This is a genomic window from Flavobacterium phragmitis (assembly GCF_900112575.1).
Classification (GTDB): domain Bacteria; phylum Bacteroidota; class Bacteroidia; order Flavobacteriales; family Flavobacteriaceae; genus Flavobacterium; species Flavobacterium phragmitis.
Window position 1 is genome coordinate 49,526 of sequence record NZ_FOMH01000007.1, and the last position, 15,675, is coordinate 65,200.

The window sequence follows — 15,675 nt, forward strand, 5'->3', positions numbered from 1 at the left end:
AAACCACATAAGTGATATAAGTAAATTTAAGTACATTGCTAAATAAAAACTTAAAATATCTTATATCACTTATATGGTTTAAAAAATATTAAAATCAAAAAAATGAAAAAGAGTATAATATTTATTTTTCTGTTAATTAGCATTTTAACTAATGCTAATGTGAGAATGCCTTTAATATTCTCTGACGGAATGGTGCTCCAAAGAGACAAACAAATTCCGATTTGGGGTTTTGCCGATGCGAATGAAAGTGTAGAAGTCCATTTCAACAAACAAATTAAGAAAACAACAGTTGATAAAAACGGAAAATGGACGGTAAATTTAAGTCCAGAAAAAGCGGGTGGACCATTTGAATTAATTATTATCGGAAAAAATAAAATCACCATCAAAAATGTTTTGGTTGGAGAAGTTTGGATTTGCAGCGGACAATCGAATATGGAATTTCAGGTTTTCAAAACCATGAACGCCGAAAAAGAAATTGCAGATGCTAATTATCCAATGATTCGTCATTTTAGCGTGGCACAAGATTTAAGCGGAACTCCAAAAGACGATTTAAAACAAGGAAAATGGGAAGAAGCCAACAAAGAAAATGTAGGCAACTTTACAGCAGTTGGATATTATTTCGCTAGAAAACTGTATTCAGAATTAAAAATCCCAATCGGAATCATCAATACTTCTTGGGGTGGAACGAATGTAGAAACCTGGACAAGCCGCGAAGCTTTCGAAAAAAGCAATGAATTCAAAAACATGATTGCCGATGTTCCGAGTTTGAATGTTGACTCTATTTCAAAACTATATGCCAGAAAAATGAAAGAAAGAGTCGAAAAAATTCAGGGAACTCCCGTTAGCAATGACAATGAGAAATCATTTAAAGAACTTTCTTTTAATGATAATTCTTGGGGCGAATTAAACACGCCAGGTTTATGGGAAAATCAGCCGCTGGGCGATTTAGATGGTGTGGTTTGGATGCGAAAAACCATTACACTTTCGGCAGAAGACATTAAAAATAAAGCTACATTAAGTTTAGCAAAAATCGACGACGAAGATATTACATATGTAAACGGAATCGAAGTGGGCCGAAATACACAATGGGATGCGAGACGTATCTATCAGATACCCGAAAATGTATTAAAAGAAGGGAAAAATGTAATTGCTGTTAGAATTGTCGATAACAGCGGAGGTGGCGGTATCTATGGAGAATCTCAAGATTTGAAATTAACAATAGGAAGTAAAGTTATTCCGCTTGACGGAAATTGGAAGTTTAGAGTTATTATGGTCAAAGCGGCATTATCGCCAAACAGTTATCCCTCGCTATTGTACAATGCCATGGTAAATCCATTGGTTCCTTATGGAATTCAGGGTGTTTTATGGTATCAGGGAGAAGCCAATGTATGGAGAGCAGCAGAATACAAAAAATCATTTCCGTTAATGATCAACGATTGGAGAACCAAATTCAAACAAGGAAATTTCCCTTTTTACTTCGTTCAATTATCCACTTTTGATGAATTTGGAGGAAACAGCCAAAAAGGAAGCCGTTGGGCAGAACTTCGCGAAGCACAATCTGAAACGTTAAAACTGCCAAACACTGGAATGGCCGTGACGACTGATATTGGAAATGCAAAAGACATTCACCCAACCAACAAACAGGACATCGGATTACGTTTGGCAGCAACAGCGCTAAACAATATTTACGGGAAAAAACAAGTTTACAGCGGACCAACTTATAAATCTCAGGAAATAAAAGGAAATCAAATTATCCTGACTTTCGATAACATCGGCAGCGGATTATCAACGCCAAATAACGATGAATTAAAAGGTTTTGAAATTGCAGGTAAAGACAAAGTTTTTCATCCCGCTAAAGCGATAATAAAAGACAATAAAATAATCGTTTCAAGTGATAAAGTTCAAAATCCCGTAGCAGTGCATTACGGTTGGGCAGATGATGATACAACAATTAATCTTTTCAACAAAGAGAAATTTCCAGCGTCGCCATTTAGAACTGATAATTGGGAAATGATTACGGCAAATGAGAAATATAAAGTGAGTAAATAGTTATTTGAAGGTACAAGAATTAATACGATAGTTTTTGTAGAAATACCAGATGCAAAAAACATAATCCAAAACAATAATCCTATGAATCCAAAAATCATTAAAAAAATATTTCTCCTCTTACTTCTCACATCTTGCTATACAACCATTTCAGCACAGTCCAAAAATGTTTTATGGTACAAACAACCTGCAGAATTTTTTGAAGAAAGTTTAGTTTTAGGAAACGGAAAAATGGGAGCGACTGTTTTTGGAGGCGCCAATTCAGATAAAATTTATTTGAATGATATTACGCTTTGGTCGGGTGAACCCGTAAATGCCAATATGAGCCCAGAAGCTTACAAAAATATTCCAGCAATTCGTGAAGCTTTACAAAAGGAAAACTACAAACTTGCGGAAGAATTAAATAAAAAAGTTCAAGGAAAAAACTCCGAATCGTATGCACCTTTAGGAACATTAGAAATTAATAATTCCGAAAAAGGAAAAGCGGTCAATTATCATCGCGAATTGGATCTTTCGAATGCCATTTCAAAAGTAAGTTACGAAATGGCGGGCATAAAATATACTCGCGAATATTTTGTATCTGCTTCAGATAAAGTGATGATCATCAAATTGACAGCCGATCAAAAAGGAGCTTTGAATTTCGATATTAATCTAAAAAGCCTTTTGCAGTCAAATGTTGAAGTTCGAAATAATATTTTGGTGCTGAGAGGTTCTGCTCCAATTCATGAAAATGCTGGATATAATGTTCCCCAAAAATATCTGAATTTAAAAGATAGAGGTACAAGATTTACAGGTTTAGTTCAAATCAAAAAAACAGATGGGACGATTACAAGTTCCAGGGAAACCTTAACGTTAAAAGATGCGACTGAAGCGATTATTTTTGTTTCTGTCGCAACAAGCTTTAATGGTTTCGACAAAAATCCGGCTTCAGAAGGTTTAGACGATGTGTCAATTGCGTTAGAAAATCTGAATAAAGCTTACGCAAAAGCATTCGACAAATTAAAAGAATCTCATATTGCCGATTACCAAAAATTCTTCAGTCGTGTCAACTTAGATTTAGGAAAAACAACCGCTCCGGATTTACCAACAGATGAACGTTTATTGCGTTATACTGACGGAAAAGAAGATAAAAATCTTGAGATTTTATATTTCAATTTCGGACGTTATTTGTTAATCAGTTCTTCGAGAACTTTGGGCGTTCCGGCAAACTTACAAGGACTTTGGAATCCATATGTAAATCCGCCCTGGAGCAGTAATTATACAATGAATATCAATCTGGAAGAAAATTACTGGTTGGCAGAAAACACCAATCTTTCTGAAATGCATACGTCACTTTTGAGTTTCATTAAAAACCTTTCGGTAACAGGAAAAATCACTGCTAAAACTTTTTACGGTGTAGATAAAGGTTGGGCGGCAGCGCACAATTCAGATATATGGGCAATGACCAATCCGGTTGGACAATTCGGAAAAGAAGACCCCATGTGGGCATGCTGGCCAATGGCAGGAGCTTGGTTGAGTACCCATATTTGGGAACATTATGCTTTTAGTCAAGATGTAGCTTATTTGAAAAAAGAAGGTTATCCGTTAATGAAAGGTGCTGCAGAATTTTGTTTGGGCTGGTTGGTTCCAGATAAAAACGGAAACTTAATTACTTCGCCATCAACTTCGCCAGAAAATCAATATAAACTGGCTGACGGCTTTGTGGGTGCTACATTATATGGAGGAACTGCCGATTTAGCCATGATTCGTGAATGTTTTGATAAAACGATAAAAGCGTCAAAAGTCTTAAATACAGATGCCGATTTCAGAAAAAAACTGGAAACAGCACTTTCAAAACTGTATCCGTATCAAATTGGTAAAAAAGGAAATCTTCAAGAATGGTATTTTGATTGGGAAGATAATGACCCAAAACACCGTCATCAATCACATTTATTCGGACTTTTCCCTGGTGATCATATTACACCTTTGAAAACTCCTGATTTAGCAGAAGCCTCAAAGAAAACATTAGAAATAAAAGGAGACGAAACCACAGGTTGGTCAAAAGGATGGAGAATCAATCTTTGGGCAAGACTTTGGGACGGAAATCGCGCTTATAAAATGTATCGTGAATTATTGCGCTACGTTGATCCAGACGGAAAGAAAACGGACAAACCAAGAAGAGGAGGAGGAACTTATCCGAATTTATTTGATGCTCATCCGCCATTTCAAATTGATGGAAATTTTGGAGGCGCAGCTGCCGTTGCCGAAATGCTGGTTCAATCAGACGAAAACGAAATCCGATTATTGCCTGCTTTACCAGACGCTTGGTCAGAAGGTTCTGTAAAAGGAATCTGTGCTAGAGGAGGATTTGAAATTGAAATGAATTGGACCGATAAAAAACCGCAAAGAGTAACTGTTTCTTCTAAAAATGGTGGGAAAACAACTTTGATTTTTGGCGATAAAAAACAAGAGTTTGTTTTGAATAAAGGAGAAAAGAAGGAAATCAATTTTTAAATAAGCTTCGGAGAAGCGCAATATTTATAGAACAGAATAGACATCTACAAAATAAAGCTCCAGCGGAGCGAAATATAATTTTCGCAATCAAATATTTCGCTACGCTTGAGCTTTTTTACATTCGTGTGATTTAATTTCTATAAATATATCGCCTCGCTGAGGCTTTTGAATAACAAACCCGACAGGTTTGAAAACCTGTCGGGTTTAATTCTTGACAATGTAAGTATTATTTATCTGTCTGTTCTTTTTCTTCTTCTGGTTTTTCAGAATGTTCCTTTTTGAACGTTTCGTACCATTTTTCAATCGATGGATAAACAAAAGCAGCCACTTTTTTCACTGGATTATAAAAAATAGAATGATCTAAAGTTTCTTTTTTAGCGAATGTATTATTGAAATTGATTTTCTCAAACAAAGCAATAAAAATACTCAGAATCAGAATGGTCTTTAAAACCCTGAAAAAACCGCCTCCGAGTTTATTCATCCAACCTAACATGGCAAAATCGGCAATTCCGGTTAAAATTTTTGCTAAGAAATAAACGCCAATAACGACTAAAATAAAAGTCAGGATAAAAGCTGTAATTTGAATGTTGGTTGGATTCCAAGAAACGTGTTTTGAAATCATTCCTGTCATTAAAGAGGAAAATTTAATGGCAAGATAAATTCCCAACAACAGGGAAATAAAAGAAGCAACTTCTACAAAAAGTCCGTTTTTAATGCCTTTATACAAACTGTATCCTAAAAGCGCGGCTACAATAATATCAAAAAAACTCATGTTTGGGTTTTGTGTTAAATGAGGAGCAAAGATAGGTTTTTTGAGGTTCAAAGTGACAGAGTTGCAAAGGTTCAGAGGTTGTAAATAATGATAAACATAAACACTTAGAAAACACATAATAAGACGTTTCAATTGTAATAACAAATTGTTATAACTGTTTGGGCTATGTGTTAGAAACTAGTTTCTTTTAGTTTAGTTTTTGACTTAATCCTGATAGCTATCTGGACTATGTTGCTATGTGTTTAAAATTTTTAGGCACATTGTATATGAACTATGTATCTTTGCTAAATCAAAGTTTAGAAATCAGACTGCGATTCTGCCCCCCTTCAGAATCAGTTTTTCAACAATCTAATATCTAAAATCAACAATCTAAAATCACATAATGTCTAGAGATATACAGTTAAAAGAACGATGGGAAAAGCTCGTCGATATGCTTTCAAATCAGTTTTCGCAAGGCGAAGACTTAGATTTGGATGCCATAATTTACCTAATTGGAGTTCAGGAACTCGGAAAAGTGCATCGTCAATTTAAGAAAGACGAAAAATTAAATCTAATGCATATTGCCATTTGCAGATTGTTAGAACCTTATGGTTATTACGAATTTGATTTTTTTGATAGCGAAGGCTGGCCACACTACAAAATAAAAGAACAATTACCGCCGTTAAAAGCAGGTGAACAGTCGGTTTTAATGAAAGAAGCAATTGTAAATTATTTTTTGGAAAGAAAACTTATTGAGTAGAGTCCAGTTTACAGTCTCAGTCTCAGTTTGCAATTTGGACAGAGACTGAGACTGAATACTGAAAACTAAATAAAATGTGCAGATACGCAATGACATCCTATAAACCTCATTATGCTTGTTTTAATTGTCGAAAGACTTTTAAAAGAAGATTGATGGTGGATATAAAAAAAGGAGAAGTATCGGTTTTTGAAGCCAAATGTCCGCAATGTGGAGAATTAATGGCCAATATGGGACTGGATTTTGAATCACCTAAAAAAGACGATGTCAAAAAGTGGGAACATATTAAAAGTTTATTTTCTGTTGGTATTACATTTCATTCTTGCGGTTGCAGCGGGCCAGGGTATATTCCGAATTCAAAAGAAAAATTAATTGAATATTTTGAAGGCATAAAAAAGACCTATTTTAAAAATATGGATTTTTGGCGCACCAGAATTGAACCTGCTACAAAACAGGAAAAAGAAAGGGATTCGAATAAAAACTGGCATGAATTAAATCGCATTTCTTCGAATTTTAGAAAGGAAACAGTAACCAATCAGGAAGGTTTAGATTATTGGCATCTAAAGATTAAACAAGTTGAAGAAAAGTTAAATCTGATAAAATAATTTACGGAAAACCTAAAACTGCGTCTGAGACCGCACACTTTCAACTAAAAACACTAAATTTGTACTCTCAATTATCGAAGGAAAATGATAGATAAGATAAAACAGCACATAGAGGAAGCTAAAGCCTTTAATGAGAAAAATAAAGAATCGTTAGAACAATTCCGTATTAAATATTTAGGAAGTAAAGGTTTGCTTAAAGAACTTTTTACTGAATTTAAAAATATTCCAAACGACCAGAAAAAAGATTTTGGACAAGTAATCAATACTTTAAAAGCGGTTGCTGAAGAAAAAGTAAAGCAAATTCAGGAAGAGCTTGAAAGCAAAGAAGAGTCTAAAGGAGTTTTTGGAGATTTAACGCGTGCTGCAGAACCAGTAATTATTGGTTCGCGCCACCCAATTTCTATCGTTAAAAATCAGATTATAGATATTTTTGCTAATATCGGATTCAACGTTTCTGAAGGTCCAGAAATCGAAGACGACTGGCATAACTTTACCGCATTGAACTTGCCAGAATATCATCCAGCGCGTGACATGCAAGATACGTTTTTCATTCAGACCAATCCTGATGTGTTGTTGCGTACGCATACATCATCTGTTCAGGTGCGTTATATGGAAAATCATAAACCGCCAATCCGTACGATTTCTCCAGGACGTGTTTTCCGTAATGAAGCTATTTCATCTCGTTCGCACTGTATTTTCCATCAAGTGGAAGGATTGTACATTGACAAAGATGTGTCTTTTGCCGATTTGAAACAGACATTACTTTATTTCACAAAAGAAATGTTCGGAAAATCTAAGATTCGTCTTCGTCCGTCCTATTTCCCATTTACAGAGCCAAGTGCCGAAATTGATATTTATTGGGGACTAAAAACAGAAACCGATTACCGTATCACAAAAGGAACAGGCTGGTTGGAAATTGGAGGTTGCGGAATGGTTGATCCAAACGTTTTGAAAAACTGTGATATTAATCCAGATGAATACAACGGTTTTGCTTTCGGAATGGGAGTAGAGCGTATTGCGATGCTTTTATACCAAATTGGAGATATCCGTATGTTCTATGAAAATGATGTTCGTTTCTTAGAGCAGTTTAAAGCTAATATTTAGGAGCTGTTTCCTGCTGTCCGCTGTATCTTTTGTCTCGTTGAAAAAACGAGACAAAAGGATGCCGCTTCCATCAGGGCTAGGGCTTTACGTTATAAATTACCTTTACAATAAACAAACCTTTGTGGAAGCTTTAGGCTTTGACAAAGGTTTTTAAAATTTAATAGATGAAAAAAGATATAATAATTCCAGAAGTCGAAAACGTATTTCTTGCCGCTGTTCAAGAATGGAGTGACGATTTTATGGAAAAAGTGTGGTACGCTTACTTGGTTAATGATAGTGATTTTAACTTAGACAGCGTTATGGTGGTTTCAAAAGCGTTTGGAACGATTGATGGCGAAATGAAGAAAACATCAATTCTGCGTCATGCATTTGTTGAGGTGCCTTCGGTTTCTGTTGTAAAGATAGAATTGATTGAAAAAAGCCTTTTAGCGCTTAATAATGAGTTCATGGTAACTTTCTTCATCGGAAATACTTTGTACGATAAGAAGTTTATTTTTAAAGCCAATTCGCTTGACGAAAACAATACGGAAGAAGTGCCGATTTTGTTTGTTGAAGGGGTTATGGTGAAGTAAAGAAAAAAGAGTATAGAATAAATAAAATAGATTTTAAGATAATAAAAGAGTCAATACAAAATTAAATAAGTATTGACTCTTTTTTATTCTCAAAGTTGAGGTCTATTCTCTATGTTCTTTATTCTATTTTCTTTAGAATTTAATCCAAAGACTCTGTTAATTTTCTGAAAACCGTTTTAGCATCTTTTCCTTCATATAAAACCGAATAAACGGCATCAATAATTGGCGTTTTGGCTCCATAACCTTGATTTAGTTTATAAGCACTTTTTGTTGCGTAATATCCTTCTGCAACCATGCTCATTTCCATCATGGCGCTTTTTACAGTGTAACCTTTTCCAATCATATTTCCGAACATTCTATTTCTTGAGAAAACCGAATATCCTGTAACCAATAAATCGCCCAAATAAGCCGAATCGTTAATGTTACGTTTCATTTTATGCACTTTTCTAATGAATTTTTTCATTTCACGAATAGCGTTACTCATTAAAACCGACTGGAAGTTATCGCCATAACCTAAACCGTGGGCAATTCCGGCAGCGATTGAATAAATGTTTTTCAGCATTGCGGCATATTCAGTTCCGATAATATCATCTGAAATTTTAGCTTTAATATAATTTCCGGAAAGTGATTTGGCAACTGTTTTTGCTTTATCCGGATCACCGCAGGCAATCGTTAAGTAAGAAAGTCTTTCCAATGCGACTTCTTCCGCATGACAAGGACCTGTAATTACTCCGATGTTGTAGTAGGGTATATCATATTGAATGTGAAAATGTTCGCCAACGATTAAACTCGTTTCTGGAACGATACCTTTAATAGCAGAAAAAATGATTTTATCTGATAAAGAAACCGTCATGTTTTTTAATTCGGCATCCAGGAAAGCAGAAGGAATAGCAAAAATGATGTAATCTGCATATTCTATCGCTTCGTTTATATTGCTTGTCAGTTTAAGTTTGTTGGTGTCAAATTCAACAGAACTTAAATAGTTGGGATTGTGTTTGTATTTCTGAAGATGTTCAATTGCAGATTCATTACGCATATACCACGCAATTTCTGAAAGATTCACACATAACATTTTGGCAATTGCCGTTGCCCAGCTTCCTCCTCCAATTACTGCAAATTTTAACTTTTCGCTCATTATTTTATTAATTTGAAACAAAAGTACTTAATAATGTGCTAATAAAGCAAAATCTGATTTAAGAAATTTGAGAAAGCACTCCTGAAGAGTTTTCTTTTAATTCAAAAGAGAGTCGAATTTTACAAGATCTCAGTTTTTAGAATCCAAATTTGCTTTAAAAACAGTATTTTTGAGAAAATTCGTTCAGTTATGATTAATAAATTTTCAACTCTTATTATTTTATTTACAACTGTATTTTCTTACTCCCAAAACATGGAACCACTTTATTTCGACGCCGATTGGAAAAATACCACTAAAGAAAACGCTTCTTTTTATAGAATGCAGCCTTTAAAAAAATCAGGAAACCTGGTTTTAGTAGAAGATTTCTACATCAATAATACGCCACAATTTCAGGGATATGCTTTTCAGGATAATGAAGACAACTATGTTGGAGACGTTGTTTGGTTTGATGAAAATGGCTTTGATGCTTCTTTTTATCAATTTTATAATTTTTCTGGAGTTTCTAATTTAACGTATTATTATCCAAATGGTAAAAAATTAAAAACCATTCAGTACAAAAATGGACGAAAAGATGGCGAAACCATCCTTTATCATGAAGATGGTTCTGTGTTAATGAAAGGAAAATATGAAGGAGGAAAACCGGTAAATGGTGATTTTGAAGACGTTTTAAATTGGGATGATTACCGCTTGAATAAAGCCGACAATGAGGCACAAAGAGAAGAACCAATCCGAATGACCGAAGCAATGATCATTCGTGATGAAACAGGAAAAACCAAAAACAGACAAATCATCAGAAAAAAGATATTCTGGGCAAATTCAAAACAGTTGGCTCAGGAAATTTGGTATGATATTGCAAACGGAAATACAGAACCTTTTAAGCAGATTAACTACGATAAATCGGGCAAAGTTTTACAGACTATTAATGAAAAAGATTTTGAGCAATATGGACGTGAAATTGCGAATGGAACGGTTTACGATTATTATTTCCAAAACAAATTTGCTGTTGCGCTAAAGTCCAAAACCAGTTATAAAAACGGACAAAAAAATGGTGAGGAAATTCAATATTTTCCAAACGGAAAAGTTTTAAAAACAGTAAAATATTCTGAAGGAGAAGCACAAGGAGATCAAATAGAATACAATTCGGACGGAAGTATAAAAGCAAAACGAATTTATAAAAACGGACAGCCTTTTGAAGGCAATTTTGATGAACGATTTGCTAGTGATTTATTCGTTAATCAAAACTATAAAAATGGTCAAAAAGACGGAGAAACAATTGTAAAAGAGGAGTCTGGAACTGTTGTGGCAAAAGGGATTTATAAAGATGGAAAACCTTTTAACGGGACATTTGTTATTAAAAATGAAGAGGAACAAAACGAATTAATCAACGTTACTGATTACAAGAAAAATGGCGTACAGAAAATATTTAATTATTATCTCGACGATCCAATTAAAACGTACACTGTTGTAAACGATGTTAAAAATGGAGAAACTGTTTTTTATGATAACCGGGAAATAACAGGAAAACTGGAATATAAAAATGATCTGCCTTTCGAAGGAACTTTAGTAGAATCGAAAAAAAGCACTATTTATAGAAAAGGATCTGTAGCAGAAGAGATTTATTACAGAAGCGAATACGATAAAAAAGACGAAAATAATATTCAGAAAACCATCTATTTTGAAAATGGGAAAAGAACTAAAATCGTTAATAAATCTTTTTTAATTACTTCGGACAGACAGGATTCTTATATTGGAACTTATAAAAATGACAAACCTTTTTCGGGTTATTTTGCCACAGATTCAAGTGAATTTACTCACGTAGATTATTATGAAAACGGTATTATAAAATATCAGTATTCAAATAATTATTTAGAGAATTTGGAGAAATACGAATATCCAAATTATAATATAAAATCAACTTACAAAGACGGTAAAATAGTTGATGGGCCAGAATACATACAATTGGAACGTCAGTTTATTACAAAGCATTGGAAAAATGGTATTCTGCAAAGTTTTGACTTTGATATTTTTGCGATGCATTATTTTAACCGTTATCATTTCGAATTAAAAAATAAAGCAATTGAACTCGAAGAATTGCAACATAAGCTGAAAGGAAAAATTGTTTTGGAAAAATCGAATGGAAAAACAATTGGTAAATTCAGTATAAATAATAAACTTTTGGTTACCAGTTCATCAGTAGAAGTTAATAATGTAACACCAACTGAACCAGGAAGCGTTTTGTATTATGAAGTAAACAATGCAATCGAAGCAAAGCTATTTACAACAATCGAAGATAATAATGATGAGGAAAGAAGAGATGCCGAAATTTTCAGTACAGTATTTAGTTCTTACTTAAATCACGATAAAACAATCGAAGAAAATTTTAATCTGATTGCCGACAAAATCTCATCAGAAAAAGATGTTGAACTATTATTCGGAAATGAACTAAAAGGCGGTTTAATTGCCGGTTTAAGAATTGATAAAGCCAAGAAACCCGAAGTAGGAACTTTGATACTAAAAAATGCCAATAATTCATATGATTTAAAAGCGTTTTTCAAGGAAAAAACAATAGGCGAAAAGAATAACGTTGAGTTTGAAAATGTCAAAGCAGAAATCGAAAATCTTATTAAGATATTGGAACAGAAAATGAATGAAGATTTTAAATAAAAATATTTTCATACTTATACAATAAAACAATTAGCACTACGTTGTAAGTCTTTATAAATTAGAATTTTAATGAATTTAAAAAGATTTGAGTTAGTTAGTTTTGTTTTAGTATTTTAAAAAGGCGTTCTTGAGCAAGTTAGAACGCCTTTTTTTATAGTTTTCAGTTGCAGTCAAAGTTTTCAGTGATTGTTAAAACTGTAAACTGTCACAGAATACTGTGACTAATAAGAAAGTTCCACAATAGATTTCACTTTATCTAAAGTCACTAATTGCTTTTCACCAAGACCTTTCCAGCCTCTTTCGTCGAAACGATTTACGATAAAATCTGCTGTTTTGCTGTAGTCTTCTGTGTATTGCGAAAGTTTGGTGTCCATTCCCATTGTATGGAAAAACTCAACAGTTTTGTTGATGGCTTCTTTTGCCACTTCTTCATCAGAACCGGAAAGATTAAAGATTCTTCTTCCGTATTGCGCCAGTTTTTCTTTCTTAGAATCAAACATTACAGTATACAAACTTGGACCAATAATTGCCAAAGTTCTGGCGTGATCAATTTCATATAATGCTGTTAATTCATGACCAATCATGTGAGTCGCCCAATCGCTCGGAACTCCTTTTTGGATTAATCCGTTTAAAGCCATTGTACAGCTCCACATAAAGTTGGATGCCAAAGTATAATCGGTTGGGTTTTTAACAACACCTGGACCAACTTCAATTAAAGTCTGTAGAATTCCTTCGGCAATTCTATCTTGCAAAAAGGCATCAGTTGGATACGTTAAATATTGTTCCATTACGTGTGTGTAAGCATCAACAACACCATTTTCAAGTTGTCTTTTTGGTAAAGAAGCAATTACGGTTGGATCACAAATAGAGAATTGAGGAAACAAAGCGCTTCCGCCAGAAGATAATTTTTCCTGCGTTGCTTCAATGGTTACTACATAGCCAGAATTCATTTCACTTCCCGTTGCTGGTAAAGTTAAAACAGTTCCAAACGGCATTGCATTTTCTTTAATCAAAATTCTTTTTTGGAGAATATCAATTGGATTTCCTTCAAAATTAACTGCGCCTGAAATAAATTTCACACCATCAATCACAGATCCGCCTCCAACAGCCAAAATAAAATCGATTTTTTCTGCTTTAATAACATCAACCGCTTTCATTAAAGTTTCAAATCTTGGATTTGGTTCAATACCGCCAAATTCTACAATTTCAAAACCTTTTAAGTTAGCCATTACCTTATCGTAAATTCCGTTTTTAAAGATACTTCCACCTCCGTAAACCAAAAGAATTTTGGCATTTTTTGGAACTAGGGTCGAAAGTTTTTCAATTTGTCCTTTCCCGAAAACTAAGTTTGTCGGATTGTATAATTCAAAGTTAAGCATGATTTTTTTTGAGTTTCTAAGATGCTGAGAAACTAAGATTCTAAGTTTTTTAGCATCGGGTTGATTTTATTATTTTAATTTTTTAACCTGTTGGGTCTAATTATTTTCAACACATCGAAACATAGTTTTTGAAAATTTAAAAAAGTCGTTTCACTAATTTAAAAACACATAGTTTAGCTATGTGTGGAAACTAGTTTCTTTTGTTCTCTTTTGCTTTTACACAAAAATCTATGTTTCTATGTGTTAAATTGTTTTTTTAGATTATACTCAACGCGGTATTTTAATAAAGTCTAAGTTGCTAAAATCTTAGAATCTTAGCAACTTAGTATCTCAGCATCTTTAGTTTAATTTCTGTAACAATTTTCCAGCTACCAATTTAGAAGATGCTGGGTTTTGCCCTGTAATTAAAAGTCCGTCTTCTACAGCATAAGGTTGCCAGTTTGGTCCTTTGGAAAAAATACCGCCGTTTGAAGCTAAAGCATCTTCCAATAAAAACGGAACCACTTTAGTTAAACCAACTGCTTCTTCTTCTTCGTTAGTAAATCCGGTTATTTTTTTACCTTTTACTAGATATTCCCCTTTTACTTTTACATTTTTCAAAACAGCAGGAGCGTGACAAACAAAAGCTACTGGTTTATTGTGTGTATAAAAAGATTCGATTAAAGCAATAGAGTTTTGATCCTGCACCAAATCCCAAAGCGGACCGTGACCTCCTGGATAAAAAACAGCGTCATAATCTTTTTGGTTAACCGTTGACAGCTTTATAGTGTTTTTTAATTTTTCCTGTAAAACCTTATCAGCGTCAAAACGTTTGGTGTCTTCTGTTGCCGAAGCAGGATCGGCACTTTTTGGATCAATTGGCGGTTGTCCTCCAAGTGGAGACGCAATTGAAATTTCAACACCCTGATCTAATAATTCATAATAAGGAGCAGCAAATTCTTCAGACCAGAATCCTGTTTTTTCTCCGGTATTGCCCAGCTTATCGTTGCTGGTTACAACAAATAATACTTTTTTCATTTCTTTTTTATTTGATTTTTGAGCCAAAGCAGAGGTACTTACAGCTGTAAATGCAATTATTGCGAGTAATGCTATTTTCTTCATAAGATTAAATTTTGAACAAATTTACGGCTTATGTGATATCAGTAAAAATAAAATAAACTATGTTTGTTATAAATAAAATTATATCATGGTAAATCTAGAATGGTACAGAACATTTAAGGCGGTTTATAAAAATGGTAATTTTTCGGTTGCCGCCAAGGAGTTGTTTATGAGTCAGCCTGCGGTTAGTCAGCAAATTTCTATGTTAGAAGCGCATGTTGGCAATAAATTATTCAACCGAAAATCAAAAGGCGTTGAACCAACAGAATACGCTAAGTTACTGAATAATTTGATTATAGACGCACTAGATCGTCTCGAAAGTGTCGAAACCAGTTTTAGAGCTAAAGCAGAAGATGCCAATCGTTTGATTTCTGTCGGGATTTCGAAACATCTATTTGAATGTGTTGGAAATCTCTTGATTTCAAAATTTGATTTAATTGATTTTACTTTCGCAGAAAACGACGAACTCTTCGCATTGGTTGATGCTAAAAAATTAGATTTTGCTATTACCACAAAACGATTTGACACGTTTGATACGACTTACGAAGTTGTTGGAAAAATCAAATTGATATTAGTTGCTCCAACTTCTTTGGATATTACTGAATTCCGCCAGAAATTAAAATCGGATAATTTTACTGAAATCGAACAGTGGCTCAATGCACAAAAGTGGTACAGCCATGATGCGAGAATTCCGCATATAAAATTGTTCTGGCTTCATGCTTTCAATAAAAAAAGACCTTCAATGGTTCCGAATTATATTATTCCTTCAGAATCAGAAATGCTTCGTCTTTTAGGCAAAAATGAAGGAGTTGCAGCTACATGGAATTGTAATGCGAGAGAATTTATTAAAAAGAATAAACTGCAGTTATTGTGGAACAGTTTTCATGTGCCGGAAGAATTTGTGTACTTATTGGCTCCGAAGAATAACAACTTAAAATCGTTTTTTGATATTATTGAAAAAGAACTGAAGTTGTTTTTTGGAAATCGTTTATGATGCACTATCAATCGTTTATTCTTATTTTACGGGTGAAAATTCTTTCTTTTTCTTTTGACTATGTCTTTTAAAAAGAA

The 15,675-nt window shown here is 33.9% G+C and carries 12 protein-coding genes; 8 read left to right on the forward strand and 4 right to left on the reverse strand.

The genetic code is table 11. The features are described from left to right. The first annotated feature begins 102 nt into the window (after positions 1–102). Entirely contained in the window at positions 103–2,049 is a 1,947-nt protein-coding gene (locus BM289_RS13345; protein WP_091494332.1) for a sialate O-acetylesterase, read from the forward strand. Between the two features lie 81 nt (positions 2,050–2,130). Further along, entirely contained in the window at positions 2,131–4,539 is a 2,409-nt protein-coding gene (locus tag BM289_RS13350) for a glycoside hydrolase family 95 protein (protein WP_091494334.1), read from the forward strand. Positions 4,540–4,765: 226 nt separating this feature from the next. On the opposite strand, the gene BM289_RS13355 is transcribed toward BM289_RS13350, so the two are convergent. After that, entirely contained in the window at positions 4,766–5,311 is a 546-nt protein-coding gene (locus BM289_RS13355) for a CvpA family protein (protein ID WP_091494336.1), read from the reverse strand. 382 nt (positions 5,312–5,693) lie between these two features. On the opposite strand from BM289_RS13355, the gene BM289_RS13360 reads away from it, so the two are divergent. The 4 genes from BM289_RS13360 to BM289_RS13375 all read left to right on the forward strand — a co-directional run bounded on the left by BM289_RS13360 (position 5,694) and on the right by BM289_RS13375 (position 8,328). Then, entirely contained in the window at positions 5,694–6,050 is a 357-nt protein-coding gene (locus BM289_RS13360; RefSeq protein ID WP_091494339.1) for a hypothetical protein, read from the forward strand. Positions 6,051–6,202: 152 nt separating this feature from the next. Next, entirely contained in the window at positions 6,203–6,652 is a 450-nt protein-coding gene (locus tag BM289_RS13365; protein ID WP_244165373.1) for a hypothetical protein, read from the forward strand. 84 nt (positions 6,653–6,736) lie between these two features. Then, positions 6,737–7,756, forward strand: a complete 1,020-nt coding sequence (pheS, locus tag BM289_RS13370; protein ID WP_091129601.1) for a phenylalanine--tRNA ligase subunit alpha — start codon at positions 6,737–6,739, stop codon at positions 7,754–7,756. Between the two features lie 164 nt (positions 7,757–7,920). Further along, the gene (locus BM289_RS13375) at positions 7,921–8,328 is read left to right on the forward strand and encodes a hypothetical protein (RefSeq protein WP_091494343.1); all 408 of its coding nucleotides are present in this window, start codon (positions 7,921–7,923) and stop codon (positions 8,326–8,328) included. Between the two features lie 139 nt (positions 8,329–8,467). On the opposite strand, the gene BM289_RS13380 is transcribed toward BM289_RS13375, so the two are convergent. Next, entirely contained in the window at positions 8,468–9,463 is a 996-nt protein-coding gene (locus BM289_RS13380) for an NAD(P)H-dependent glycerol-3-phosphate dehydrogenase (RefSeq protein ID WP_091494345.1), read from the reverse strand. Positions 9,464–9,715: 252 nt separating this feature from the next. Here BM289_RS13380 and BM289_RS13385 point away from each other — a divergent pair, with 252 nt between their 5' ends. Continuing rightward, positions 9,716–12,127, forward strand: coding sequence for a toxin-antitoxin system YwqK family antitoxin (locus tag BM289_RS13385; RefSeq protein ID WP_143102080.1), 2,412 nt, complete (start codon positions 9,716–9,718; stop codon positions 12,125–12,127). A gap of 221 nt (positions 12,128–12,348) precedes the next feature. Here the strand turns inward: BM289_RS13385 and BM289_RS13390 are convergent, their stop codons facing one another. Both BM289_RS13390 and BM289_RS13395 read right to left on the reverse strand, forming a co-directional pair. Continuing rightward, positions 12,349–13,506, reverse strand: a complete 1,158-nt coding sequence (locus BM289_RS13390) for an iron-containing alcohol dehydrogenase (protein ID WP_091494349.1) — start codon at positions 13,504–13,506, stop codon at positions 12,349–12,351. Between the two features lie 339 nt (positions 13,507–13,845). Next, positions 13,846–14,607 carry a type 1 glutamine amidotransferase domain-containing protein gene (locus BM289_RS13395; RefSeq protein WP_167365426.1) on the reverse strand — a complete coding sequence of 254 codons (762 nt, stop codon included), beginning with the start codon at positions 14,605–14,607 and terminating at the stop codon, positions 13,846–13,848. Positions 14,608–14,692: 85 nt separating this feature from the next. Between BM289_RS13395 and BM289_RS13400 the strand changes: the two genes are divergently transcribed. Continuing rightward, a complete protein-coding gene (locus BM289_RS13400; RefSeq protein WP_091494351.1) occupies positions 14,693–15,598 on the forward strand; it encodes a LysR family transcriptional regulator in 906 nt (301 codons plus the stop codon). Positions 15,599–15,675 lie beyond the last annotated feature (77 nt).